This is a genomic window from Hyphomicrobiaceae bacterium (assembly GCA_041397645.1).
Classification (GTDB): Bacteria; Pseudomonadota; Alphaproteobacteria; order Rhizobiales; family Hyphomicrobiaceae; genus Hyphomicrobium_B.
The window spans coordinates 1,968,909-1,992,313 of sequence record JAWKWE010000004.1 but is presented as its reverse complement, the minus strand read 5'-3'; the positions used below and the strand labels follow the sequence as shown (position 1 = coordinate 1,992,313).

Genomic DNA, 23,405 nt, shown 5'->3' with positions numbered 1-23,405 from the left:
TTGGTCATCTACCGGTAACCAAGCAGGACGAACGATGCGATCGATTGACCGGATTTTATCGAAGCCCAAAGCCGCGTCAGTGGGCGCTCACGACAAAGCCAGCGAAAAGCGCTTCGCACCCCGCCGTTCGGGAATGACGCCGGCTGTCGTGTACTTGGAAGATGGCCCGGGATCCTTTCCCTGTCTTATCCGCGATATGTCCACCACAGGAGCGCGGCTCGAGCTTCGGCAGGGATGGGATAGAGATTTTTCCGCTGGCATCAGCAATGATGATCGCATCCGGCTTGTCGTGCGACTGGATCGCGTCATGTACGAATGCAAGATCGTCCGCTGTGGAGCCAAGGAGCTGGGTGTGAAATTCACCGCCGCGCCCAAACCCCTTGCCCGCGCTCAACGCGAGGCGTAGTCGGCGCGCCTGCGGCGACGTCCTAACCTGGGCCTGAGGCGCGAAAGGCGCCAAAAGCAGAAATCGTCCTCGGTGTCATATGCTGGCCGGATCAGCTGCTTTACGCGGCAATCCGGCCCGATCCGGTCAATTTCCACGCTTGGTGCGTCCGCGCGCACCGTGTCGGCTTGACGGCGGGGGCGAACACCGCCACGAACAAACCATGACCGACCGCCTGATCAGTTCAGCCAAGCGCGAGACCGACGCCTTCGAGGCGACGATCCGTCCCCAGTCGCTGGCCGAGTTCATCGGTCAGGAGCAGGCCCGCGCCAATCTGAGTATTTTCATCCAGGCCGCCAAAGGTCGTGGCGATGCGCTCGATCACGTCTTGTTTGCAGGCCCGCCAGGTCTCGGCAAGACGACGCTCGCGCAGATCATGGCCAAGGAGCTTGGGGTCGGGTTCAGGGCGACTTCAGGTCCGGTGATTTCCAAGGCTGGAGATCTCGCCGCGCTTCTGACCAATCTGGAAGAACGCGACGTACTTTTCATCGATGAAATACACCGGCTCAATCCGGCGGTTGAAGAAATTCTCTATCCTGCGATGGAGGACTTCCAACTCGATCTTATGATTGGCGAAGGGCCTGCTGCGCGTTCAGTACGTATCGATCTTCCGAAATTTACGCTCGTGGGCGCTACGACGCGAGCAGGGCTACTCACCAACCCGTTGCGCGATCGCTTCGGCATACCGGTGCGTCTGAATTTTTACACGGTCGATGAGCTTGAGCTTGTCGTGTCGCGCGGCGCGCGCGTGCTCGGTGCGCCGATAGCATCCGACGGTGCGCGCGAGGTTGCCAAACGCTCGCGCGGGACGCCACGCATCGCAGGGCGCTTGCTGCGCCGTGTTCGCGATTTCGCCGCCGTCGAAGGCGCTGCCGTCATTAACGCCGCCGTCGCGGACCGTGCGCTGCGGCTGCTGGAGGTGGATGGTGAGGGACTCGATGCGCTCGACCATCGTTACCTTGGGTGCATCGCGCGCAATTATGAGGGCGGGCCGGTCGGTATCGAAACGCTTGCTGCGGCGTTGTCGGAGCCGCGCGACGCACTTGAAGAAATCGTCGAGCCGTATCTTCTCCAGCAAGGTTTCATAAGCCGTACGCCGCGTGGCCGCGTTCTCGCATTGAAGGCTTATCGTCATTTGGGCCTTTCGGGACCAGCGCGCGCGGCCACTCCCGAACTTCCAATCTTCGATGAGGACGACGAGGCAGAAGAAGGCGGAAAAAGGCGCTAGCGCGCGCCGATCCTCAAAGCCACAACGCCTGCAACGTAAAGTCACGGACGGGTTTCACGAATGCTGACGCGCCGACACTTTCTACAAGCGCTCGCCACCTTGGGCTTTTCCGGAACGGCGCTTGTCAGCTATGCGCTGGCCGAGCCTTTTCGTACCAACGTCACCTCCTACGCGATTACGCCGCCGTCCTGGCCCGCAGGGTTGAACCTTCGCCTTGCCGTTCTGGCGGATTTGCATGCGATCGATCCATGGGTCAGCGTAAAGCGGCTTGAAAGCCTTGTCGCACAAACCAACGACCTTGAGCCTGATGCGATCCTTCTGCTTGGTGATTTCGTTGTTGGCCATCGCCTTGGTCATTTCGGGCGTCCCGTACCTCATGACGATTGGGCGCAGGCACTAGCCGGGCTGAAAGCGCCGTTGGGTGTGCACGCTGTTCTGGGTAACCACGATTGGTGGGAAGATCGCGCGATCCAGTCTTCTGAAAAAGGGCCTGTGCGTGCCGCCATTGCTCTTCAGAACGCGGGAATTCCTGTTTACGAGAACGATGCGGTACGGCTCGTAAAGGATGGCCGTCCGTTCTGGATTGCCGGCCTTGGAGATCAGTGGGCGTTCTGGCCCAAGCCGGATCGTTACGCCGATTTCGTCCGCCGGGGTCGCGTCGATTATCGCGGCGTCGACGATCTGCCCGGCACCCTTGCGAAAATTACCGACGACGCGCCGGTCATTCTCATGGCGCACGAGCCTGACATTTTCCCCGATGTGCCCAATCGTATAGCACTCACGCTGTCAGGGCACACACACGGGGGGCAGGTGCGGCTATTCGGCTATGCGCCGGTCGTTCCCTCCAAATACAAGGCCCGCTATGTCTACGGTCATATCGTGGAGGAGGGACGTCACCTCGTCGTGTCTGGCGGCATAGGCTGCTCGGGCCTGCCGGTGCGTTTCGGCTCCCCGCCCGAGATCGTCGTTGTTGAGCTCGGGAAGCGTACTACAGCCTGAGCGGGATGAGATGAAAACGGATCAATGGCCGGACATCGCGGGTCGCATCGTGAGCGATGAGACCGGTCAGCGCCATGTCCTGCCTGTGCGTGTCTACTTTGAAGACACGGATGCGGGTGGCATCGTTTATCACGCAAGCTATGTCCGGTTCTGCGAGCGCGGCCGCACGGACTTTCTTCGTCTGCTTGGTGCGGACGCGCGTTCGATGTTCGACGGCAGTTCCGGGGCAGAGCCTGCGATCTTCGTCGTGCGACGTATGAATATGGATTTCATCCGTCCCGGTCTCATGGACGATCTGCTGTTGGTCGAGACGCGCGTCAGGGAGATTGGCGGGGCAAGTATCACGCTCCAGCAGACCATCGTGCGCGAGGGCAAGCGCATCTTCGAGGCCGATGTGACGATCGTTCTGATCTCAAAGTCCGGCAAGCCGCTCCGTCTCAGCGATCGTGTGCGTTCCGCGTTCGAAGCCCATCGCGCGGCCACCGAACTATAGTTTGGTTGCGCTTGATCACCCGTTGTCCCGCTTCCAGGTTTCGTACTGCATCCGCGCGATCCGGTAAGCGTCGGGAATCGACAACGCCCAGACAAACAGTCCCATGGCAGCGCGTCCGACAAACGAGCGGTCGGGCGGGGTGATCGCGTACGTAAACAGCGCCAGCAGCAGCGTGAAGAACGCGAACCCGAGCCCGCGTTTGGGTTGTCCGACCGCGACATGACCCATGCCGGGCAGGAGTATCGCGATCGCAAGCACGACATAGGGATCAAGAGGCTTTTTCGATTGTGTCACAGCCTGCTGCATCATGAGGATTTCTCCACCAGGTCGATACCGAGGACGGCGGCCAGCGTGTCGAGTTCTCCAGACAGATGAGCGAGCAATTGCGGCTCGAGCGTCGTGCCTTCAAAATCGCACTGCCGCAACAGCAGATGCTGTCCGCGTTTGCCCTCGGCGAGTTGATAGACAATGCGCAAGCCGCGCTGCGTGACGGCGATTTCCTTCACCTTCGGATCGGACAGTATCGCGCCCGCAACCGTTTTGATGGCCTGCAGCGTGGCGCGCGAGCGTTCGCTCTGGCCGCGCACCTGACACTCCCATGGGAACTCGCGGGGTGTATCCAAGTGCGTGCTCATGTGCTGCGCAAGCGAGTAATAGTCATTACCTGAGGGCCGAATAAGGACGACAAGGCCCGCGTCTGCGATGTTGGTTGGCTTCAGGGCGGTGATCGAGAGCCAGAGTTGAGGCAGGCGCTTGACAGTCATGGTGTCGGGAATGAGATCGAGCTTAAACCGTCGCGCGCGGTAAAGGCCCTCGATGCGGGGAATGCCAGCGCCATCGGTCTCAAAAGTCGCGTCGTCAAACAGCTCCCGTACCGGCTCCAGAATGTTCTGGCGGCGGGCTTTGACCAGAAGACGCTCATGGCGGGCAAGCAACGCCAGCGCAGTGACACCTGCAGCACCAGCAGCAAATAGGATTTGGACAGTCAACACTGGCCTCAAAACCAATCAGAAAACGAAAGCGCGCGGCGCATCCTTCACCTCAGGAAGGACGCGCCGCGCAAGGCTCTGGATAATGCCTCAGTAGCCTCGCGGACGCGGCCAGTTCATCGAGAACTGATCGCCACGGCGAACGTACTTATAGCGATGGAAGTGGAACCATGCCGAGGCGACGATGTAGAACACCATCATGGCCATCAGCTGCGTGCCATAACCCAGGAACACCGCGAAGTACGTGACACTGCACAGAACCAGCAGCACGATTGCGGGCAGCGGATGCATGGGATGCACGTAGCCGCGCTTGATCGTGCCCAGCGGCCACTTGGAGCGGAACATCATCATGTTGAAGGACATGACGGTGTACTCCAGCAGTCCCGAGAGGATCGAGAATGTGATGACCTGATCAAGCGGCGCACCGAGAGCGAACATCAACGCCACTGGAACGAGGAAGATGATCGAACGGAACGGCGTGCGGTACTTGGGATGGACGGCACCGAACCACGTTGGCAGGTAACGGTCGCGACCCATCGAGAACCAGGCGCGCGAGGCGTCGTTGATGCAACCGTTGGCAGAAGCCATCGTCGCGAACATGGTGCCGATAAAGAGCAGAACCATGAGCGGGTTGGAATCCGTCAAGCGGGCGGCGTCGAACAATGGCGTCGTGGCTTGGCCCAGGTATTCCCAAGGCATCAGACCGGCGCAGATGTACCAGGTCATACTTGCCGCGATCAGCAGCGTGATGATACCGGTCATCGTTCCCAGCGGCAGAGCGCGTGCAGGTGAGCGCACTTCTTCTGCCGCCTGCGTCGTCCCTTCGATGCCCAGATAGTACCACAAACCGAAGTGCATGGCCGCGATCACACCCATCCAGCCGTAGGGCAGGGTGTCACCATGTATGAAGCCCGCGTGGTTGAGCGGGGCAACCTTGGCAACCGTCAACGCCAGGAACAGCACGACGATCGCAATGAAGGCGATAGCCGTGATGACCAGGTTGAAGGTCAGCGTTGCGTAGACGCCACGATAGTTCAACCAGGCAAGGAACATGATGGTGAGTACGATGAAGGGTCTGTCGTGTGCCGCTTCAAACCCCGCCATCTTCCCTACCTCTTGGACGAGATAGCCGAGCGTGATTGCGTTGGCCGCCTCCAGCATGGTGTAGGCCATGACGAGGAAGAGGCCGACGTTGAAAGCCATAAGTGGCCCGACGATATGTTTAGCCTGCGCGTACTGACCTCCCGCGGCAGCAACCGTAGAGGTCACTTCCGAGTCGATCATAGCGACGCAGGTGTAGAGCAGGCCGGCAAACCAGCAGGCGATCAGTGCGGCGATGAGGCCGCCTTTGCCGACTGCGAAGTTCCACCCCATGAACTCACCGACAAGAACGATGCCGACGCCCAGAGCCCAGACGTGGCCAGGGCCCAGAACGCGCAGAAGCGAGACTTTCTCGCCATGGACAGCTGTTGTTTGTGTCATGGCTAGCCCCTGTGTGTCGGATCAATGATGAGTTCGTCCTCGATTTCGCCTTCGCGCGAGGACAACAGCACGTCGTCTGAATAAGCCGTATTGGTGCGGATCATGTCGACGATCATCCACAGGCCGAGCAATAAGGAGATTGCCCAGGCTGCGAGTTCAAGCAATTCGAATGTGTTCATTTCTGCAAGATTTGGCATGGTGGCCCCCTCACTTGCCGCCAAAGCGTTCGCGGATGACGTCGCGATACTCTTTGTCGGAGAAGCGGAATACGAAGACGAAATAGGCGATGATGACGATCGCAGTGATGATCGCGGTAAGCGGATCGAATGAGTAGTCGAACCGTGAGGCGATCATGTCGTGCGCCGTTTCAGGCGTATATCCGAGCTTCTCGAAGGCTGCTGCCGTTATCTCGTTCTGTCCCATGCCCTGCCACGTCTTCTCGGTGAAGGTGAGGTCGGCCTTGCCGCCGCCGGCCAGTCCGAGCCACAGGGGCACAAATAGACTCAAACCGACGAGCACGAGCAGAAAGAGAGAGTCGATGATTTGCCCGAGAGCGGATTGCTTCGGGGGGTCGTATTTTCCGTTAGCCATTGTTTGCCTCCCTAGCCCCGGCTCTTTTTCATTTCGTCGAGGTAGTGCAGATCGAGCCCGTAGATCGGCCCCCGGTCTTCGCTGTAGTGCGAGAGCATCGCCAGGATCGAGGCGGTGTTGAAGAGCAACACCATCGCTACGCCAGCGCCCAGCACGTAAAGAACCGCGGGCTCGGGAACGAGAGGCAAGACTTCCCAGAAAACGAAGAGTAGTGTGGACCACAGAGTCACCAGCGCCAGAAGCGCTGCTCCGCGGTCGCGCGCGTACATTTGATCGACCCTTGGGTCGCTTGAAGTGGACATCCAAATTCTCCCCTAGTGAAACCGTCAAATGCCGACGGATTTTGCCTGTTAGGCAATTTTGTTGTTTGCCTGGAAAGTGTGCGGCGTATCGACGCGAATTGTCAAGGCATCGTTTCTTATCGAAATGGCCCGTAGTGCATAATATTTTGCCGCCGCATCGATGGTTTCGCGCACGCAACAAAAGTTCTTGCGGCGCACCTAATCCGATTGGCTGAGATTTGCGATCAACTCGCCTTGGCCTGAACCGTCACGCTCCGAAGGGCCTCATCGTTGAGAAGCCCGGTCTATTCAGAACCGAACTCAGAAACTGGTGGAAAAGTGGAGCGGTCGGCAGAGTGCGCCCCTGCCCATAAGCCCTTGTTTGGTCATATTGCGAGGCAACAAGACTGCGATACGGGTCAGTGCGCGGCGGGGCGTGCTTTTGGGTGACGGGGATTGGGTCGAACAAGCCGACGTCAGCCTTCAATGCCGCTTCCGCCGGCCATGGCGAGGGAACGCGGACCATTGCTCTGCCGCGTTTGTGAGCTTTCTTGTCGCCGCGTCCGCCTCGCTTTTGCGTGTGGCGAGCGCGGCTTCTTGGCTGACGAGCGAAGCTGGGCACGTCGCTCAGGTCGCTTCATGGTTGCAACAGACAGACAACAAAGGTTGGCATGAATGAACCCCGCTGACGTTGCCCAAGGTGCCATCGCTCCGGTGAGCGCAGGCGGGTTTTCATTTTTCGAGCTGTTTCTGCAGGCCCATCTCGTCGTCAAGTTTGTGATGATCGGTTTGCTGCTGTCATCCATCTGGTCTTGGGCGATCATCTTCGAAAAGCTGTTCGCGTTTCGACGTGCGCGCGTCGAGAGCGACAAGTTTGAATCGCTGTTCTGGTCGGGTCAGTCACTCGATGAGCTTTATGCCGGGCTAGCCCGGGGACGCACGATCACCATGGCTGCTCTATTCGTTGCTGCCATGCGCGAATGGAAACGGTCGGTAGAAGGCAATATCCGCGCGCTTGGCGGCATTCAGTTGCGTGTCGAGAAGGTGATGGATGTCACGATCAGCCGTGAGATGGAGCGGCTCGACAGGCGTTTGCTGTTTCTTGCAACGGTCGGCTCCACTGCACCCTTCGTCGGCCTGTTCGGTACCGTCTGGGGTATCATGACCGCGTTCCAGTCGATTGCCGTCTCCAAGAACACAAACCTCGCGGTCGTGGCGCCCGGTATTGCCGAGGCGTTGTTTGCAACCGCGCTTGGCCTTATGGCGGCTATTCCCGCGGTCATCTTCTACAACAAGTTTTCAGCCGACTCTGCCGCGATATCTCAGCGTCTCTACGCTTTCGCCGACGAGTTCGCCGCCATCGTCTCGCGTCAGATCGACGTGCGCAACTAAGAGCCCGCGTCAACAAGGGGACGAGCCATGGGTGCAAGCGTCAAAACACAAGCAGCTCCAACCGGACGCGGACGTCGCCGCCGTGGACGGCACATGCCCATGGCTGAGATCAACGTGACGCCGATGGTGGACGTCATGCTGGTGCTTCTGATCATCTTCATGGTGGCGGCACCATTGCTTCAAGTCGGCATACCCGTCGAGCTTCCCGAAGCAAAGGGACAACAGATTCCGGCGCCCAAGCAGGAGCCGCTCGCGGTGACGGTCAAGTCGGGCGGCGAGATCTTCATCGGCGAAACACCCGTTGAACTCGATCAGGTTGCCGACAAGCTCAAGGCAATCGCCAAGAATGGCTACGACGAGCCGATCTATATTCGCGGTGATAAAGGTGTCGCGTATGGCGTCATCATGCGCGTCATGGGGCGTATCAAGGCTGGAGGCTTCAATAAACTCTCCTTCGTCACGGACGAAGAAAAGGGAGGCTAAAAGACGTGCCATTAGGGCTCGTCATATCGCTGATGTGTCATGCTGCGCTCATCGGTTGGGCGTACCTCTCCATGCGCGCGGTGTCAGAGCTACCGAACGAGAACACCCCTATCATTTCGGCCGAGGTCATCACGCCAAGCGAGTTCCTGCGTTTGAAGCAGGGAAGCGAAGACGCAAAGCAACTTGAGACCAAAGCCAACGACGAACCAAAGCCAGACGACTCCAAGAACGACGCCAAGAAGCCCAACAACGCTCCGCCTCCTCCGCCACCGCCGGCCGAAGAGGTCGCAAAGGCTGAAGAGCCGCCGCCGCCTGAACCTGACCCCATTGCCAAGAAGCTCGACGAGCCGCCGCCTCCTCCTCCGCCTGGCCCAACGCCTGAAGAGCAGAAGCTTCTGCAGCAAAAGCTGGAAGAGGACCGCTTGAAAGCGGAGGCCGACGCCAAGAAGAAGGCGGACGAAGAGGCAAAGAAGAAGGCCGAAGAGGAGGCCAAGAAGAAGGCTGCCGAAGAAGCAAAGAAGAAGGCCGAAGCTAAGAAGAAGCGTGAAGAGGAGCTGAAGAAAAAGAAGCTTGCCGAGGCAAAACGGAAAGCCGAAGAAGCCAAGAAGTTTGATCCAAATAAGATCGCTAATCTTCTCAACAAGGCGCCCGATGATTCCCAAAAGGCTTTGATCGACAAGGATCCGACAAAGAAGGGCCAGCAAGCCTCAGGCACCAGCAAGACGGCAACGGCCATCGGCAAAGAAGCAGGTACGGCGACCGGAAAAGACACGGTTCTTTCGGCGCGCGAGCAGGACCTCCTAGCGGGCATGATCAAATCGCGGCTCGCCCAGTGCTGGCGTTTGCCTGGAGGGGGCGGTGGCGATGAGGTTCCGGTGGTCGAACTGGGATGGCGTTTGAAGCCTGATGGTACGCTGGACGGCGATCCCTCGGTGCGTTCCGCCCCCTCGGGCGCTTCCGGTCAAGTGGCGGCCGAAACCGCAGTTCGCGCGGTAAAGGCCTGCCAGCCTTACTTATTGCCCACGGACAAATACGATGCTTGGAAGGACATCATCTGGGTCTTCGATCCGCGTGAAATGTTGTGATTGCGCCTAACACTTGCTTCATTCTCCGGCGAAAGCCGATCAAATTGGCAGGCTGCGGCACGGGTGAAGCGTTTAGTACCAACGGACAAGCGAGAATTCCTGAATGTCGAATGCGATACTGAAACTTCGAGGCGTTTGGGCGCTTGTCGGCCTCGCGTACCTGGTGACGATGTTCGAAGCAGTTCCTGCGAGCGCACAGCTGCAAGGTACACAGACCCAGGGCACGATCGCTCCAATTCCGATCGCGATCCCAGTGTTTCTTGGAGATGATCCGCAACTCGCCAACGACGTCGCAAACGTCGTGCAGGCGGATCTTGAGCGTTCTGGCCTGTTTCAGCCTCTCGACCGGGCATCGTTCCTGGAGCAGATCCGCGACGTGAATGCCGCGCCGAGGTTTCCTGACTGGCGTGCGATCCGTGCCGATGCCCTGGTGGTCGGCCGCACGGTCAAGACCGGCGACGGCAAGGTGGGTGCTGAATTTCGAGTGTGGGACGTTGCTTCAGGCCGCCAGCTCGTCGGTCAGCGGTTTTCCACGGCGGCTCAGAATTGGCGGCGGATTGGCCACCTGATCGCCGATCAGGTCTATCAGCGCCTTACTGGCGAGAAGGGCTATTTCGATACCCGTATCGTCTTCATAGACGAAACCGGCCCCAAGGATAAGCGCGTCAAGCGCCTGGCCATCATGGATCAGGATGGCGCTAACGTGCGGTTGCTGAGTCAGGGACAGGAACTCGTGCTTACGCCGCGATTCTCGCCGACCAACCAGGAAATCACTTATATGTCCTACATGCGCGATCAACCGCGCGTTTTCATCATGAACCTCGAGACGGGACGGCGCGAACTTGTCGGCGACTTCCCGAACATGACTTTTGCGCCGCGATTTTCCCCGGACGGACAGCGCGTCATCATGAGTCTGGGAGCACAGGACGGCTCAAGCAGTATTTTCGAGATGGATCTGCGATCGCGTCAGTCCCGCCGGATTACGCCGCAGACCAACGCCATCGACACCGGCCCATGCTATTCGCCAGACGGCCGCCAGATCGTCTTTGAAAGCGACCGGGAGGGATCTCAGGAGCTTTACGTAATGAATGCCGACGGGTCGGGCGTTCACCGGGTATCGGGGGCGGACGGCGGGCGGTATTCCACGCCAGTCTGGTCGCCGCGCGGGGACTACATCGCGTTTACCAAACAGATGTCGGGCCGATTCCTTATCGGCGTTATGCGGCCTGACGGGAGCGGGGAGCGAATTCTCACCGAGGGCTACCATAACGAAGGCCCGACCTGGGCTCCCAACGGGCGCGTTTTGATGTTCTTCCGGGAATCGCAAGGTGCGAACGGGGGCGCGCGAATCTTCTCGGTCGATATCACCGGGTATAATGAGCGGCAGGTTCCCACCCCGTCGTTTGCATCAGATCCGGCATGGTCTCCCCTGCTCAATTGATGAGCTAAACATGTCTCATATGCTGGGCTCCAATTGCGCGATGTAATTGGGGCCCTAAGTTTTACTAAATCTTAACAAGGTATTAACGCCCAAGACAGGGTACGCGCTCTAGCGTGTGGCAGGTGCTGCCATCGAGTGGCATTTTCGCATCTGTTGGGCTGGAAAACTCGTTCAAACCCCTGACAGTTCTTGATTGCCAGCCCCCCCCCAGGGTACCCAAATCCTACGGCTTCTGCCGGAAACGTATCAGGAGACATGACCATGCGTGGTGTGAAGGGGCTGATCGTTCTTTCAGCGGTAATCGCGGCTGTGGCGCTTGGCGCTTGCCGTCGCGAAGTTGAGCATACACCGATGAAGCTCGGCGCTGACGTCCCGGTAGCCGGGCATGTTGCGCGCTAACTGAGGCAGAAGTCTGGGACACTAATCAAGGAGATTAAGACATGAAGGGCGCTATTCTTATCGCTACGCTCGTTGCGGCCGTTGCTCTCGGCGCTTGCCGTCGTGAAGTTGAGCACGTTCCGATGAAGCTCGGCGCTGACGTTGCCAAGACCGAAATCGCTCGCTAAGCGATTTACGTCAAGGACGTTAGCTAACGACCTTTCAAGGCCGAGTTGTTGACGGAGAGATCCGTTTTCAATTCGGTCTTGATTTCGTTTTTGGGTATCGGTTTTGTTGGGTTGCATGCTTCGGATCCGGTGCGAGATTCAGTGTTTCTGAGCGTTTTCTGACTTGTTTCCGGTCGTGACCCAAGGGCCACCAAAGACGCCCAGCTCGCAGCCCGTGCATCGTCGTGTGGCGCAGAAAGCTCTACCTCTTGTCACAGACGAATGAGCCTCATCCCTGGGGCGAATTGGCAGGGGATGAGCGCGAAGTGCCCGTGGCAGAATCAACAAACGGGACGTTAGATTACCTCAGCAAGGAGCCTTTCACCTGCCAGTGCAGGCCGTTGGTGCGGCCACATTTTCGGCGGAAGCTCACATTAAATCTCTTCACACGTCAAAAGGTTGCCCAGGCCGTTTCAGAGGAGACCCCTCCGGCCCAATGGAGCGAGAGGGACAAGGATGTTAGTCCGACAGAGTTTGTTGGCCGCGCTGCGCTTGGCAGCGGTTTCTGCGTTGGCGCTGTCGGCTGCGGCCTGCGCCAACAAGGAGAATTCGCCGGAAGCTGCGCTGAACGCAGCTGGTGGAAAGTATGGTGCTGCCACACCTGGCTCTCAGCGCGATTTTACGCAGAACGTCGGCGACATCGTCTACTTCTCGACGGATAGTGTCGACCTGACGCCGGAAGCCAGCCAGACCCTCGCCAAGCAGGCGCAGTGGCTACAGCAGTATCCGCAATACACCATCACGATTGAGGGCCACGCTGACGAGCGCGGCACCCGCGAATACAACATCGCGCTGGGCGCCAAGCGTGCAACCGCTGTGCGCAACTACCTTTCGCAAAACGGCATCAATGGCCAGCGCATCCGCACCATCTCCTACGGTAAGGAGCGCCCGGTGGCGGTTTGCAACGACATCTCCTGTTGGTCGCAGAATCGTCGTGCGCAGACTGTGCTGAACTCGGGTGGCCAGATAAGCCAGCGTTAGACTTAGCGATCCGCTGGCCCTCAAAGGGTCAGATTGGCTGCGAAAACTTTGAACGGCGGGATTTCGGCCCCGCCGTTTCGTTTTGCGCGCGATGAGTTCATGGTCCGTGTTCTGCTACGCGTCTTTTGCGTGCGATTCCTTCGATGAATCGACCGCCGGCGAGGGGCGCTTCCGAAGACTTGCGGCTAAGCTGCATTCGGTTGGCGGATCGTCCGTAAACCATACTGCAACACCTGCTCCCAATTAGGCGAGTTAACCCACAATTGGCTTAGTTTGGCCCCAATGGAGGACCACAAGTTCACGTGCGGGCAAAGCGGGTTGTCCGATTTTGGTGCCATGATCAGAGGTCGTTCAAAGTTCAGGTTAGTTGTCCTCGCCGTCTGTATGGCGTTTGCCGCGGGCGGGATGAGTGCAACTACTGCCGGAGCAGGTCCGGCAAAGAGCGCATCGGGACCCTCCGATCTGCTCTCTGACGGATTCGACGCACTCGATGCTGGCCGATCGGATTTGGCACGCAAAATCTTCGAAACAATTCTGTCTTCCTATCCGCAGTCGACCGAGGCTGCGGCAGCGTCTGAGGCGTTGATCAGCCTCGACGAGGACGAAGGCGCCGGTGACGACAACGCAGGCCCTGCGCCGACCAGCAACACCGCCAATGTCAGCCGCGCAACGTCTCGCGATTCGATCCCGGCAAAGACAGTCACCCAGCGTGGTGTCGAGCCGAGCGCGGAAAACGGACTTCTTGTAAGTGCCGAACAGGTTCGCCGTACGCGTAACCGTTTCCTGAAGGACGTGGGCGACCGGGTTTTCTTTTCGCAAAATAGCGCGTTGCTCGGCGGTCGAGCGCGCTCCGTCGTCGAGGCGCAGGCGCAATGGCTCAAGCGGATGCCAAGTCTTGAGGTTACCGTGATCGGTCGTTCTGCTGACGGGGGAAGCAACCGTGACGAAGCCGACCTTTCGTTGGCGCGCGCACGCGCGGTTGAGGCAAAGCTGCTTGAAAGTGGTGTCGAACCTTCGCGCATTCGGGTTGAAGCACGCGGCGCCACCGATCCTGTCGCGACGTGTTCGAGCGCGCTCTGTCAGGCGCAGAACCGCCACGTCGAATCTTTGATCAACTATGCGGGGATGGGGACTTCGCAACTTTCCGCGCCTTCGCCGGAGGCGATGGCCATAGAGTTGCCCGCAAGCGTGCCTACGCGACCCTTGGCGCGGTAAGAGCGGCGTGTTTTCATTGCCACAGTTTGTGATTGGGCTAAATGGCCAGCTCCGCTGTGTCGGGCGTTCGTCGAAATGAATTGGAAACGATGTGAAATCTGGCGCGTCGGACGCGATACATTGAGCATGTGCCAGCGAGCAAGTAGATTGGGGCGGTGCCTCGCACTCGAAGCATTCATGTGAAGACTTCACATTGGATTGCATTGTCGCGGCACACGAGAACCACAGGGGCAATTGAGATGACGAGCTTCACGACCAGCGCAGACTTGTTTCAACACTTGCGCCGTCTCGCAGCAGGTACGCTCGCTTTGGCCTTGCTGGCTGCGCCGTTGACGTTTGCACACGATGCGTTTGCGCAGGATGCAAAATCCGCGAAAGCGAAAGCCGCCGATCAGGCGGGTGATGCGGGTTTGAAATCGCGCGTTGAAAGTCTCGAAGAACAGTTGGTCGACATGCAGGTGCTTGTCGGCACGCTTCAGAGCATGGCGCGCAATCCGGTGGCGCCTGCTGCTGCGGGCGGTGGGGGCGGCGCAGATCCGATACGGGTGGATGCACTTGAGAACCAGGTGCGGGCGCTCAGCAATCAGGTGCAGGCTCTGTCCGATCAGATTCGCAGCATGGGTGGCGCGCCGCGTCGCGGTGAGTACGTCGCGCCTTCCGCCGGTCCGGCGCAAGCGGCGTCATCGTTCGGCACGACGTCGGTTCACAACGATGCGATCGGTGGACTGATCGAGGAAAGCAATTCGAGCGGCCCGCCGGTCATCACTGGCGACAACGGTTATGCGTCGCAGTCTGCGGCAGGTGCCACGTCACCAGCGGGTGTGCAGACGGCTGCTTTACCGGCGGCAGGCGAGGGCGGCGGCGATCCACGCCAGGCGTACGAAACTGCCTACGGCTATCTTCTGCAGCGCGACTATGGTGCTGCTGAAGCTGCCTTCGGTGATTTCCTCAAACAGTTTCCGAGCGACTCGCTTGCGGGAAACGCGCAATATTGGCTTGGTGAGACTTATTTTGTGCGCGGCCAGTACAAGTCGGCCGCAAGTGCATTCCTGCAGGGCTACCAGACCTATGCGAAGAGTGCGAAGGCGCCCGATAGTTTGCTGAAGCTCGCAATGTCGCTCGATCGGCTTGGGCAGAAAGACGCCGCGTGCGCATCCTATTCGGAGTTGAATTCGAAGTTCCCCGATGCGCCTCAGAGTGTGAAAGCGCGTGCGCAAGCGGAGCGTCAGCGGGTTGGCTGTCAGTGAAGCCGCACGCTTGACCTCCGAAGCCTTGGCAAGATCCTAATGTTCGGAGTGTGAAGCGTGGGTGAGAAGGCCCCAGTCGTAACGATGGAAGAGGCGGAGCGCCTGTTGGCGCCGCTTGCCGCCTTCGACGCAATCGTTCTTGCGGTTTCGGGCGGTCCCGACAGCATGGCCCTCATGCATCTCGCTGCCGAATGGTTTGCCCGTCACCCCGATACGTTACGCAAGGTTCTCGTTATTACCGTAGATCACGGCTTGCGGCCGGAATCGGCGCAAGAAGCGCACTTTGTTTTGCAGTGTGCGGCGAAGCTCGCTCTGCCGCACCGCACGCTGGAGTGGGAGGGGGAAAAGCCCGCTCGAGGCATTCCGGCATCAGCGCGCGCCGCGCGATACCTATTGCTCGAAAGCGCAGCGTTGGGCCTTGGTGGCGCAAGCGTCTGCATCGTGAGCGCACACACGCGAGACGATCAGGCTGAGACATTCCTGATGCGTCTAAAGCGAGGCTCGGGGCTGGACGGGTTGAGCGCGATGGCGCCTCGCACGTCTTTGAGGGAGGAAAGTTCAGTAACCCTCCTGCGCCCTTTGCTCGACGTGCCGAAGGTACGTCTGATCGCCACCTTGGAAGCACGTGGCGTGAACTGGGTCGAAGATCCGACCAACGCCTGCCTCGACTATGAGCGGCCTGCTCTGCGCGTTGCGCTTTCGCGGCTCAGCGACGAGGGCATCGGTGCGGACGCGATTGCCACTAGTGCGCGGCGGCTCGGAGAAGCGCGAGAAGCCATGGACTACGCGGTCGCGCGCTTCACCGAAACGCTGGAGCTGTCGTTCAACGACGAGATCTATTCCAGCCTATCCCGGTCCGCCTTTGATGCCGGGCCTGCGCACTTGCGGATGCGGGTTCTGGCGCATCTCATTTCGCGCTTCGGGGGGGCTAGCCCGGTGCCGCAGCTTTCGGAGGTTGAGGATATGGTGAAACGCATGTCCTCAGACGGGAGGCTCACTGCGACCCTCGGCGGCGCTGTCGTCACCACCACGGCGCGGCAGGTTAAGGTCTGGCGGGAGGCCGGGCGGGTCGATGTCGCGCCCATGACCCTCGACCATTCCGGTGTCTGGCAGACCTGGGACCGCCGCTTCAGGGTGAGAACGCGGCGCGGGGTTGAGGGCGTTGAAGTCGGCATGCTGGGTGAGACCGATCGTCAAACACTGGTCGGCCCGCTGCTCGATCCGCGGTGCCGATTGCCAGCAGCAGCCGTCGCGGCGCTGCCGGCATTCCGGGTGCAAGGCAAGCTGGTCGCCGTCCCGAGCCTGCAGGCGTATCTGCAAGCCGACCCGGCCATGGACCTGAGCGGCGGGGAGGAACTGGACGCCGAGCCGCTCTGTCACTGAGGGCGAGCCCGCCCAATTGCCGGAAACGATAACGTTGGTTCAATGTGAATTAGCGATATGTCAGGGCTTGGCGGGCAAGCTCTTCCAGTTCTGCAGATCTTATCTCTTTGACCATATAAGGGGCTTTGCTTGTGCGATTGACGGGGGAACCCTATGTTAACGGCACGAATGCGGGTCTTATGGCCGCCGGCTAGGGTTGCAATAGACTACCGGCCTCTTTGGGAACTCAAATGAATCAAAATTATCAAAGGCTTGCGATTTGGGCAGCAATGCTCGTGCTGGTCTTCGCGTTGTGGAACCTGGTTTCGAACACCTCCCAGGCCCGCCGGAGCGACGACATTGCCTACTCAGAGTTCTTGGAGGCGGTCGATAAGGGCTCGGTCTCGAAGGTGGTTCTGCAGGGCAAACGCATCACCGGCACATACCGCGAGGCAGGCCCCAAAGGGACGAGCTTCCGGACCTACGCGCCCGACGATTCCAGCTTGGTCGCCAAGTTGCGCGAAAAGGGCGTGAACTTCAGCGCCCAACCGGCTGAAGACGAGATGCAGTCGCTGACGGGCATCCTGCTGTCGTGGTTCCCCATGCTGCTTCTTATCGGCGTATGGGTGTTCTTCATGCGTCAGATGCAGTCGGGCTCGGGCCGGGCCATGGGCTTTGGTAAGAGCCGCGCCAAGCTGCTGACCGAGCGTCAGGGCCGCGTGACGTTCGAGGACGTCGCAGGCGTGGACGAGGCCAAGGCCGATCTGGAAGAGATCGTCGAGTTCCTGCGCGATCCGCAAAAGTTTCAACGGCTAGGCGGACGCATTCCGCGCGGCGCGCTTCTGGTTGGTCCTCCCGGCACCGGCAAGACGCTGATCGCGCGTGCGGTCGCTGGCGAAGCAAACGTGCCGTTTTTCACCATTTCGGGTTCTGACTTCGTCGAGATGTTCGTGGGCGTCGGCGCATCGCGCGTGCGCGATATGTTCGAGCAGGCGAAGAAGAATGCGCCGTGCATCATCTTCATCGACGAAATCGACGCTGTCGGTCGTCACCGCGGCGCTGGCCTAGGCGGCGGCAACGACGAGCGCGAGCAGACGCTCAACCAGTTGCTGGTGGAGATGGACGGCTTTGAAGCCAACGAAGGCATCATCATCATCGCGGCGACCAACCGTCCCGACGTGCTTGATCCCGCGTTGCTGCGCCCTGGTCGTTTCGACCGTCAGATCGTGGTTCCGAACCCGGATGTGGCTGGCCGCGAAAAGATCCTGCGCGTTCACATGAAGAAGGTGCCGCTGGCACCCGACGTCGATCCCAAGGTCATCGCGCGTGGTACGCCGGGCTTCTCGGGCGCGGATTTGGCCAACCTTGTCAACGAATCGGCCTTGCTGGCCGCGCGGCGCAACAAGCGTCTCGTGACCCAAGCCGAGTTCGAAGACAGCAAGGACAAGGTCATGATGGGCGCCGAGCGCAAGACCATGGCCATGACCGAAGAGGAGAAGCTTGCAACCGCCTATCACGAGGCAGGGCACGCTATCGTCAATATCGTGGTCGAAGGCAACGATCCGCTGCACAAGGTGACGATCATTCCGCGCGGCCGCGCGCTGGGCGTTACCATGAGCCTGCCTGAGCGCGACAAGCTCAGCTACTCCAAGCAGTGGTGCGAGGCCAAGATCGCCATGGCGTTCGGTGGTCGCGTTGCCGAGCAGATCATTTACGGCCGTGAGCACCTCAATACGGGTGCGTCGAGCGACATCAGCCAGGCGACCAACATCGCCAAGCGCATGGTGACCGAGTGGGGCATGTCAGACAAGCTCGGGCCTCTGCTTTACAGCGAGAACCAGCAGGAGGTGTTCCTCGGTCACTCGATCACGCAGCGTCAGAACATGAGCGAAGAGACGGCCAATCTGATCGACGAAGAAGTGCGTCGTATCGTGACCACGGGCGAAGCCAAGGCTTGGGAAGTGTTGACCAAACATAAGGCCGAACTCGAGGCCATGGCGCAGGCGCTGATGGAGTACGAGACCATCACCGGCGATGAGTGCGGCGCTATCATGCGCGGTGAAAAGGTAGTCCGGCGTTCGGACGACGAAGGACCGCGTGGCGCCACGGGCTCGGCTGTTCCGACCGCTGGTCGTGCACCGCGCCCGCGTGGCGAGCCTTCGGGCGGCATGGAGCCTCAGCCGCAGTCTTGACGCGGCGGTTCAAACCGACAAAATCTGGCAGCCCCCGGAAAACACCTCCCGGGGGCTGTTTCTTTCGGAGGCCCCGCATTGACCCGAAGCTATTATATGCGCCCGGTCATTTCGTTCGCGACGGTGCGCGATAAGCTCGATCCTAATACCGTTGGCCTGCAACCACTATGCGGGCGAGACGACATCGGGTTTGCTCACGTCGAACTGATCAGACGCGCGGATCATGGACCGGGGCGCTGTCGCCTTGTGGAAGCCTTCGAGGCACAGGACTGGTACCATCCGCCCTTCGACGGCGACCAGATGTGGGAAACTTACGAGGCATTCCAAGGAGAACGTGCGCCGCTGGCGGGGCTGCATCTGAAGCGTCCGCGCATCATGGGGATCGTCAATGTGACGCCGGACAGTTTCTCGGATGGCGGGCAGTTCTCGGGTGCCCAAGCGGCTATCGCACACGGTTTGCGTTTGATCGAGGAGGGAGCCGATATCCTCGACATCGGAGGAGAAAGCACGCGGCCCGGCTCGGACGCTGTCGCGCTTAAGGAGGAGCTGTCGCGTGTCATCCCTGTGATCGAAGGCTTGCGGGCAAAAACGAAAGCCGTCATCTCCGTCGATACCCGCAAGGCGGAAGTTATGCGCCAGGCCGCGGCTGCTGGCGCGGACATCTTGAACGACGTGTCCGCGCTCACGCACGATCCCAAGTCACTCGATGTGGCGGCTGCCAGCGGCTTGCCTGTCATGCTGATGCACGCCCAAGGCGATCCCAAGACCATGAATGACAACCCGCGCTACGACGACGTCGTGCTCGACGTCTTCGATTATCTCGACAAGCGCATTGGAGAGTGTGTCGCCGCGGGCATTCCGCGCGAGAGGATCGTTGCCGATCCCGGCATAGGTTTCGGCAAGCATCTGCATCACAACGTGGCCGTCATGCAGAAGCTGTCGCTCTATCATGGCTTGGGCGTTGCGCTTCTGCTGGGTGCCTCGCGCAAGAAAATGATCGGGCAGTTGTGCGATGTGCCGGAAGCAAAGGACCGCATGCCGGGATCGCTCGCAGCCGCATTGTGCGGGATAGCGCAAGGTGTCCAGATCGTGCGCGTACATGACGTCGCCGAGACGCGGCAGGCTGTCGAGGTTTGGCGCGCGAGTGTTGCTGGCACGGAAGCCGGGTTGGCGTGAAATGCAGCCCCGTCACCTGACATACAAGCTCGAGCCAGCCGATGTCGCGGTTTACCAGCGCGCGGTCAAAACGCGGATGAACCGCATCTCTGGCCAGCAAACCTCCAGCAAGGCCACCGCGCTGGTTCTTACGCTTCTGGTGCTGCCGCTTTTCCTGGCCGCGGCGCACGTGTTGATACCAGCGTTCGGCTTAGGACCTAACAACATGGTGTCCTTCGCCGTCGGCCTCGCAGCGGGGGTGACGATAATTCTGGGTTCGCTATGGGCTCAGTATTTTGCGCAAAGCAAAAGAGGTGTCCGACCGGGAGGGCCCGTGCTCGCCGAGCGGCAGCTCGAGGTTTCTGAAGATGGGATCAAATCTTCGTCCCCCGGGCTCAGCAACCAGATGGCCTGGAGCCGTTTCGAGGACGTTACGGAGTTCGATGGCTACGTGATTTTGTGGTTTGAGCCCGCTGCCGGTAACATCATTCCGCCGCGTGCGTTCAGATGCGAACGCGAGCGTGCTGAATTCATTGCTGCTTGCAAGGCGCACATCGTCAGGGAAACGGGCTGAGACACAGCGCTAAGCCATGTTGGTTGGCCTTCGTCCGCCCATGACGAGCGCAAGCAGGATGCCCGTGAAGAAGCCGCCAATGTGCGCCATGTATGCAACGCCGCCAACGTCTCTCATGGTCTCGTCTGTTGTTGCGATGGAACCGACGCCGCTGAACAGCTGAAGCACGATCCAGAATCCGAGTACCAGAATGGCGGGCATAGGTACGACGTTATAGCCAATAGCGACGTTGACCCTTGCTTTTGGAAACATCACCAGATACGCGCCCAGCACGCCTGCGATGGCGCCCGACGCTCCGACGTTTGGCACGTTTGAATGGGGCAAGAAATAGTACTGGGCAAAGGTCGCCGCCAAGCCTGACACGAGATAGAAGATCAGGAAGCGGATAGAGCCGATCCGGTCCTCCACATTGTTTCCGAAGATCCACAAGTAGAGCATGTTACCGAACAAATGCATCCATCCGCCATGCATGAACATGGCTGTGAGAATTGTGATGGCATCGCTTGAAGGGTTGCGCGTGAACCGCGCCGGAATGAACGACCACTCCTGGATAAAGGCATTCCCCCCTGCCAGCTCAAGCAAGAATACCAGAACGTTGATGACCACGAGCGTGTAGGTAACGTAGGTCGTTGATCGGATTGTGGAGTCGTCATCACCGACAGGGAACATGCTGGCCTCGTGGTTCGTGCCGCGCCGTTCAGAGAGAGACAGCCGGAAGGCGCAACTCCGGCGGCGGGTCGGATTCTAATTCAGTGAGGATGCGAATGGAATTGATGTAAAACGTCGGAAAATTGCTCGATGTGCCGACGTTCAGGTTTTCTTGGGCCCCAGCGTCCAGGATATTGCCTGTTCCAGCCGGTCATCGCCCCAGAACAGCTCGCCATCGGGTGTGACGAAAGACGGTGCGCCGAACAATCCGAGTTCGGCGGCGCGCGTGGATTGTGCCCTCAGCCGGTCCTTGTTCTCCGGCGCATTGGCCTGCGCCATAGCGACGTCGGCGTCGAGCTTCAAATCATCGAGGAGCCTGCGCAAAATGTCGGGGTTGGAAATATCCTCCCCACGTTCAAATTGCGCTTCGTAGACGCGGCGGGAAAAATCCTTGATCCAGCCCGCCTTCTCGCCGGCAAGCGCGATGCGCGCCGCCGCCAGGCCGTTTGCCGGAAAGACTGCCGGCATGACGAATTTGCGTCCGCGCGCCTTTGCGATTCGCTCGATGTCGCGCACCATATAGCGGCCCTTGGCCGGGTATAGATTAAAGGGCGAGGTCGTCCATCCCTGGCTGGCGAAGATCGGCCCCAATAGAAAAGGCCGCCAAGCCACATCGATTCCCGCGCGCGCGGCAAGATCGTCTATGCGAATGGCGGACAGGTACGAGTATGTCGAGGCGAATTCGTAGAAGAACTCTAGCTTGGGTTTGGAGGCCATACGACGTCCCGAATGAGCGTTGCGTCAGCTTGCGGCAGCGCGCCGGTCGGCGAGCCGCTGTTCAGCAGCTTTTAGCAGGGCTTTGCGCACGTCGTCGATCTTGGTCAGCGAGCGATCGAACCCAAGGTGCTGAGCGTCGGCGAGCTTCTTGAGATGATCGACGCTCTTGATCCCGGCCAAGCGTGCAGCAAGCGCCTCGCTCCCCTGCTTGGCGAGTATGACCATGGCGGAAAACGCATACGGATCGAAAGGCGGATCGTTTGGCGCGGCCTCGGGAGACTTGCCAGACTTTGCATTTGTTTGGGCACTGGTCTTGGCGGAGGCTTTCGCGGCCTTGCCACCCTCGACCTTAGCGGCGGCAGGCTCGGCAGGCATTTCCCAGACCAACATCCGATTGGTGGCCTTGGTGAGCGCCTCGACGAGACGTTCTGTGGTTTTCGGGTCGAGCGAACTCTCCGCCGTAATGTGCCGGCGGTAAAATGCCCGCATCCGATCGCCAGGCCAGAGCTGAACGCCTTTGCTCATCGCAAGATTGTCCGTTCAAGAAACCGTGGAACCAGAAATCCGTACCACACCATGAAACCAAAGCCCCAAAAGAGGCCAATGTCGCTTGCGCAGACGAGGCTACTGGGCTGCAACTCTGTCTTTCTGCGCTGATTTGGCGATCTGCTCCAGCAGCTTTTCCGTCTCGATGTGAAGTTCTTTCACATCGCCGATCGCGTCCCCATACTTGGTTTCGATGGAGCGGCGCTCGTTGATATAGTCGAAGGCGTTGGCGATGCCTTCGCGCTGCGGCAGGAAGGTCTCCATCAGCGGATGAACCAGACTGATTTCCTCAATCAGCATGTAATGCTTGTTGTCGTCGCGCACGTAGTTGGCCAAGCAGGTGTACCGCCGATCCTCGATGGGGATCTCGGCCAGATCGTCGATGGTGCGCTTGTCCTCTATCAGCAGCGCGATGCGGTCGACCGCGAGCTGGGACACGTAATCGGGCCGGAACGGCACGATGACCTTGTCGGCCGCTTTCAGCGCTGCCAGGGCGGCAAACGACAGACCCGGCGGGCAATCGAGGATCACCACGTCGAAATCGCCTTCGAAGCGCCGAATGAGCAGCTCGATGCGCCCGCGGACGCGGTTAGCCACAACGTCGGGGATATGGCTTTGGCTTGCCTGCTTCAGATAGAGTTCGCCCTGAATGTCCTCCAGCAGCAGCGAGCCGGGCACCAGGGCGACAGGGGCTGGTTTGCCGTTAGCGGCCGCGACGTCGCCAACGTTGCGGGCGACATAGTCACGCGCATTTGCGGGGATTCCGTCGAACAGGTCGTAGAAGTAGTCCGAGATGGTCTTGCCGGCCTTGCGGGCTTCGTTCCATCCCTGGCCGCCCATTAGGATCAGCGAGGCATTGCACTGGGAATCAAGGTCGAGCACCAGCACTCGCTTGCCCCCGTACACGCTCAACGCATGTGCCAGCATGACCGCAATCGTGGATTTGCCAACACCACCCTTGCGATTTGCCACTGCAAGAAAGACCGCCATTACAACCAATACCCCCTCGTAGGAACGCCACGCGAACGCGGCACATGTAAAATAGGCGAAAACGCCTTCCGGCTGCCTCCATTAGGCGAGCTATGGGCCGATTCCGTGACCCTGCGCCATGCCAAAAGCCGGGATCGGCCCGGCCTTGGCTGTGGATGCAACTGCTGCGTGAAAGTGGTGCGAAATTTGCCTAAGCTCAACGTC

Annotated in this window: 27 protein-coding genes; 17 read left to right on the top strand and 10 right to left on the bottom strand. The window is 59.7% G+C overall.

Annotation, left to right across the window (positions count from 1 at the left end; translation table 11 throughout):
• Positions 1 to 34 precede the first annotated feature (34 nt).
• The 4 genes from R3D51_09255 (at position 35) to R3D51_09240 (ending at position 3,165) form a co-directional block, all read left to right on the top strand.
• Positions 35 to 406 (top strand): PilZ domain-containing protein, encoded by a 372-nt coding sequence (locus R3D51_09255; GenBank protein ID MEZ5899667.1) that lies wholly within the window; start codon positions 35 to 37, stop codon positions 404 to 406.
• A gap of 202 nt (positions 407 to 608) precedes the next feature.
• The gene (ruvB, locus tag R3D51_09250; GenBank protein ID MEZ5899666.1) at positions 609 to 1,673 is read left to right on the top strand and encodes a Holliday junction branch migration DNA helicase RuvB; all 1,065 of its coding nucleotides are present in this window, start codon (positions 609 to 611) and stop codon (positions 1,671 to 1,673) included.
• A gap of 60 nt (positions 1,674 to 1,733) precedes the next feature.
• Positions 1,734 to 2,672 carry a metallophosphoesterase gene (locus R3D51_09245; protein MEZ5899665.1) on the top strand — a complete coding sequence of 313 codons (939 nt, stop codon included), beginning with the start codon at positions 1,734 to 1,736 and terminating at the stop codon, positions 2,670 to 2,672.
• Positions 2,673 to 2,682: 10 nt separating this feature from the next.
• Positions 2,683 to 3,165 carry a YbgC/FadM family acyl-CoA thioesterase gene (locus R3D51_09240; GenBank protein MEZ5899664.1) on the top strand — a complete coding sequence of 161 codons (483 nt, stop codon included), beginning with the start codon at positions 2,683 to 2,685 and terminating at the stop codon, positions 3,163 to 3,165.
• Between the two features lie 15 nt (positions 3,166 to 3,180).
• Here R3D51_09240 and R3D51_09235 read toward each other — a convergent pair whose 3' ends face one another.
• The 6 genes from R3D51_09235 to R3D51_09210 all read right to left on the bottom strand — a co-directional run bounded on the left by R3D51_09235 (position 3,181) and on the right by R3D51_09210 (position 6,529).
• On the bottom strand, positions 3,181 to 3,474 hold the full coding sequence (locus R3D51_09235; GenBank protein ID MEZ5899663.1) for a hypothetical protein: 294 nt from the start codon (positions 3,472 to 3,474) through the stop codon (positions 3,181 to 3,183).
• Positions 3,471 to 4,154, bottom strand: coding sequence for a hypothetical protein (locus R3D51_09230; GenBank protein MEZ5899662.1), 684 nt, complete (start codon positions 4,152 to 4,154; stop codon positions 3,471 to 3,473). Before R3D51_09230 ends, R3D51_09235 begins: the two co-directional genes overlap by 4 nt.
• A 90-nt stretch (positions 4,155 to 4,244) precedes the next feature.
• Complete coding sequence (locus R3D51_09225) at positions 4,245 to 5,636, bottom strand: amino acid permease (GenBank protein MEZ5899661.1); 1,392 nt, start codon at positions 5,634 to 5,636, stop codon at positions 4,245 to 4,247.
• 2 nt (positions 5,637 to 5,638) lie between these two features.
• Positions 5,639 to 5,833, bottom strand: a complete 195-nt coding sequence (locus R3D51_09220) for a hypothetical protein (protein ID MEZ5899660.1) — start codon at positions 5,831 to 5,833, stop codon at positions 5,639 to 5,641.
• A 10-nt stretch (positions 5,834 to 5,843) separates the two neighbouring features.
• Complete coding sequence (locus R3D51_09215) at positions 5,844 to 6,227, bottom strand: hypothetical protein (GenBank protein MEZ5899659.1); 384 nt, start codon at positions 6,225 to 6,227, stop codon at positions 5,844 to 5,846.
• 11 nt (positions 6,228 to 6,238) lie between these two features.
• On the bottom strand, positions 6,239 to 6,529 hold the full coding sequence (locus tag R3D51_09210) for a hypothetical protein (protein ID MEZ5899658.1): 291 nt from the start codon (positions 6,527 to 6,529) through the stop codon (positions 6,239 to 6,241).
• A 654-nt stretch (positions 6,530 to 7,183) separates the two neighbouring features.
• On the opposite strand from R3D51_09210, the gene tolQ reads away from it, so the two are divergent.
• The 13 genes from tolQ (at position 7,184) to R3D51_09145 (ending at position 20,240) form a co-directional block, all read left to right on the top strand.
• On the top strand, positions 7,184 to 7,900 hold the full coding sequence (tolQ, locus tag R3D51_09205) for a protein TolQ (protein ID MEZ5899657.1): 717 nt from the start codon (positions 7,184 to 7,186) through the stop codon (positions 7,898 to 7,900).
• 27 nt (positions 7,901 to 7,927) lie between these two features.
• Entirely contained in the window at positions 7,928 to 8,383 is a 456-nt protein-coding gene (locus R3D51_09200) for a biopolymer transporter ExbD (protein ID MEZ5899656.1), read from the top strand.
• 5 nt (positions 8,384 to 8,388) lie between these two features.
• A complete protein-coding gene (tolA, locus tag R3D51_09195; GenBank protein MEZ5899655.1) occupies positions 8,389 to 9,468 on the top strand; it encodes a cell envelope integrity protein TolA in 1,080 nt (359 codons plus the stop codon).
• Between the two features lie 169 nt (positions 9,469 to 9,637).
• Positions 9,638 to 10,909, top strand: a complete 1,272-nt coding sequence (gene tolB, locus R3D51_09190) for a Tol-Pal system beta propeller repeat protein TolB (protein MEZ5899654.1) — start codon at positions 9,638 to 9,640, stop codon at positions 10,907 to 10,909.
• Between the two features lie 261 nt (positions 10,910 to 11,170).
• Positions 11,171 to 11,308, top strand: a complete 138-nt coding sequence (locus R3D51_09185) for a hypothetical protein (protein MEZ5899653.1) — start codon at positions 11,171 to 11,173, stop codon at positions 11,306 to 11,308.
• A 41-nt stretch (positions 11,309 to 11,349) separates the two neighbouring features.
• Positions 11,350 to 11,475 carry a hypothetical protein gene (locus tag R3D51_09180; protein ID MEZ5899652.1) on the top strand — a complete coding sequence of 42 codons (126 nt, stop codon included), beginning with the start codon at positions 11,350 to 11,352 and terminating at the stop codon, positions 11,473 to 11,475.
• A gap of 495 nt (positions 11,476 to 11,970) precedes the next feature.
• Positions 11,971 to 12,495: a peptidoglycan-associated lipoprotein Pal gene (gene pal / locus R3D51_09175; protein MEZ5899651.1), complete on the top strand. Its 525-nt coding sequence runs from the start codon at positions 11,971 to 11,973 to the stop codon at positions 12,493 to 12,495.
• 405 nt (positions 12,496 to 12,900) lie between these two features.
• Positions 12,901 to 13,710, top strand: a complete 810-nt coding sequence (locus R3D51_09170; GenBank protein MEZ5899650.1) for an OmpA family protein — start codon at positions 12,901 to 12,903, stop codon at positions 13,708 to 13,710.
• 239 nt (positions 13,711 to 13,949) lie between these two features.
• On the top strand, positions 13,950 to 14,957 hold the full coding sequence (gene ybgF / locus R3D51_09165) for a tol-pal system protein YbgF (protein MEZ5899649.1): 1,008 nt from the start codon (positions 13,950 to 13,952) through the stop codon (positions 14,955 to 14,957).
• Between the two features lie 57 nt (positions 14,958 to 15,014).
• Positions 15,015 to 16,340 (top strand): tRNA lysidine(34) synthetase TilS, encoded by a 1,326-nt coding sequence (gene tilS, locus R3D51_09160; GenBank protein ID MEZ5899648.1) that lies wholly within the window; start codon positions 15,015 to 15,017, stop codon positions 16,338 to 16,340.
• A 230-nt stretch (positions 16,341 to 16,570) separates the two neighbouring features.
• The gene (gene ftsH, locus R3D51_09155; protein ID MEZ5899647.1) at positions 16,571 to 18,511 is read left to right on the top strand and encodes an ATP-dependent zinc metalloprotease FtsH; all 1,941 of its coding nucleotides are present in this window, start codon (positions 16,571 to 16,573) and stop codon (positions 18,509 to 18,511) included.
• 78 nt (positions 18,512 to 18,589) lie between these two features.
• The gene (gene folP / locus R3D51_09150; protein MEZ5899646.1) at positions 18,590 to 19,687 is read left to right on the top strand and encodes a dihydropteroate synthase; all 1,098 of its coding nucleotides are present in this window, start codon (positions 18,590 to 18,592) and stop codon (positions 19,685 to 19,687) included.
• Between the two features lies 1 nt (position 19,688).
• A complete protein-coding gene (locus R3D51_09145) occupies positions 19,689 to 20,240 on the top strand; it encodes a YcxB family protein (GenBank protein MEZ5899645.1) in 552 nt (183 codons plus the stop codon).
• A 9-nt stretch (positions 20,241 to 20,249) separates the two neighbouring features.
• On the opposite strand, the gene R3D51_09140 is transcribed toward R3D51_09145, so the two are convergent.
• The 4 genes from R3D51_09140 to R3D51_09125 form a co-directional block, all read right to left on the bottom strand.
• Positions 20,250 to 20,909, bottom strand: coding sequence for a rhomboid family intramembrane serine protease (locus R3D51_09140; GenBank protein MEZ5899644.1), 660 nt, complete (start codon positions 20,907 to 20,909; stop codon positions 20,250 to 20,252).
• A gap of 141 nt (positions 20,910 to 21,050) precedes the next feature.
• Positions 21,051 to 21,665: a 2-hydroxychromene-2-carboxylate isomerase gene (locus R3D51_09135; protein MEZ5899643.1), complete on the bottom strand. Its 615-nt coding sequence runs from the start codon at positions 21,663 to 21,665 to the stop codon at positions 21,051 to 21,053.
• A 24-nt stretch (positions 21,666 to 21,689) separates the two neighbouring features.
• Positions 21,690 to 22,190, bottom strand: a complete 501-nt coding sequence (locus R3D51_09130) for a hypothetical protein (GenBank protein ID MEZ5899642.1) — start codon at positions 22,188 to 22,190, stop codon at positions 21,690 to 21,692.
• 99 nt (positions 22,191 to 22,289) lie between these two features.
• Positions 22,290 to 23,201 carry a ParA family protein gene (locus R3D51_09125; GenBank protein ID MEZ5899641.1) on the bottom strand — a complete coding sequence of 304 codons (912 nt, stop codon included), beginning with the start codon at positions 23,199 to 23,201 and terminating at the stop codon, positions 22,290 to 22,292.
• Positions 23,202 to 23,405: the final 204 nt, after the last annotated feature.

Excerpts from the sequence above, each read along its gene's own strand:
- R3D51_09255 (MEZ5899667.1), top strand. The coding sequence starts at position 35 with ATGCGATCGATTGACCGGATTTTATCGAAGCCCAAAGCCGCGTCAGTG.
- ruvB (MEZ5899666.1), top strand. The coding sequence starts at position 609 with ATGACCGACCGCCTGATCAGTTCAGCCAAGCGCGAGACCGACGCCTTC.
- R3D51_09245 (MEZ5899665.1), top strand. The coding sequence starts at position 1,734 with ATGCTGACGCGCCGACACTTTCTACAAGCGCTCGCCACCTTGGGCTTT.
- R3D51_09240 (MEZ5899664.1), top strand. The coding sequence starts at position 2,683 with ATGAAAACGGATCAATGGCCGGACATCGCGGGTCGCATCGTGAGCGAT.
- R3D51_09235 (MEZ5899663.1), bottom strand. The coding sequence starts at position 3,474 with ATGATGCAGCAGGCTGTGACACAATCGAAAAAGCCTCTTGATCCCTAT.
- R3D51_09225 (MEZ5899661.1), bottom strand. The coding sequence starts at position 5,636 with ATGACACAAACAACAGCTGTCCATGGCGAGAAAGTCTCGCTTCTGCGC.
- R3D51_09220 (MEZ5899660.1), bottom strand. The coding sequence starts at position 5,833 with ATGCCAAATCTTGCAGAAATGAACACATTCGAATTGCTTGAACTCGCA.
- R3D51_09215 (MEZ5899659.1), bottom strand. The coding sequence starts at position 6,227 with ATGGCTAACGGAAAATACGACCCCCCGAAGCAATCCGCTCTCGGGCAA.
- R3D51_09210 (MEZ5899658.1), bottom strand. The coding sequence starts at position 6,529 with ATGTCCACTTCAAGCGACCCAAGGGTCGATCAAATGTACGCGCGCGAC.
- tolQ (MEZ5899657.1), top strand. The coding sequence starts at position 7,184 with ATGAACCCCGCTGACGTTGCCCAAGGTGCCATCGCTCCGGTGAGCGCA.
- R3D51_09200 (MEZ5899656.1), top strand. The coding sequence starts at position 7,928 with ATGGGTGCAAGCGTCAAAACACAAGCAGCTCCAACCGGACGCGGACGT.
- tolB (MEZ5899654.1), top strand. The coding sequence starts at position 9,638 with ATGTTCGAAGCAGTTCCTGCGAGCGCACAGCTGCAAGGTACACAGACC.
- R3D51_09185 (MEZ5899653.1), top strand. The coding sequence starts at position 11,171 with ATGCGTGGTGTGAAGGGGCTGATCGTTCTTTCAGCGGTAATCGCGGCT.
- R3D51_09180 (MEZ5899652.1), top strand. The coding sequence starts at position 11,350 with ATGAAGGGCGCTATTCTTATCGCTACGCTCGTTGCGGCCGTTGCTCTC.
- pal (MEZ5899651.1), top strand. The coding sequence starts at position 11,971 with ATGTTAGTCCGACAGAGTTTGTTGGCCGCGCTGCGCTTGGCAGCGGTT.
- R3D51_09170 (MEZ5899650.1), top strand. The coding sequence starts at position 12,901 with ATGAGTGCAACTACTGCCGGAGCAGGTCCGGCAAAGAGCGCATCGGGA.
- ybgF (MEZ5899649.1), top strand. The coding sequence starts at position 13,950 with ATGACGAGCTTCACGACCAGCGCAGACTTGTTTCAACACTTGCGCCGT.
- ftsH (MEZ5899647.1), top strand. The coding sequence starts at position 16,571 with ATGAATCAAAATTATCAAAGGCTTGCGATTTGGGCAGCAATGCTCGTG.
- R3D51_09145 (MEZ5899645.1), top strand. The coding sequence starts at position 19,689 with ATGCAGCCCCGTCACCTGACATACAAGCTCGAGCCAGCCGATGTCGCG.
- R3D51_09140 (MEZ5899644.1), bottom strand. The coding sequence starts at position 20,909 with ATGTTCCCTGTCGGTGATGACGACTCCACAATCCGATCAACGACCTAC.
- R3D51_09135 (MEZ5899643.1), bottom strand. The coding sequence starts at position 21,665 with ATGGCCTCCAAACCCAAGCTAGAGTTCTTCTACGAATTCGCCTCGACA.
- R3D51_09130 (MEZ5899642.1), bottom strand. The coding sequence starts at position 22,190 with ATGAGCAAAGGCGTTCAGCTCTGGCCTGGCGATCGGATGCGGGCATTT.
- R3D51_09125 (MEZ5899641.1), bottom strand. The coding sequence starts at position 23,201 with ATGGCGGTCTTTCTTGCAGTGGCAAATCGCAAGGGTGGTGTTGGCAAA.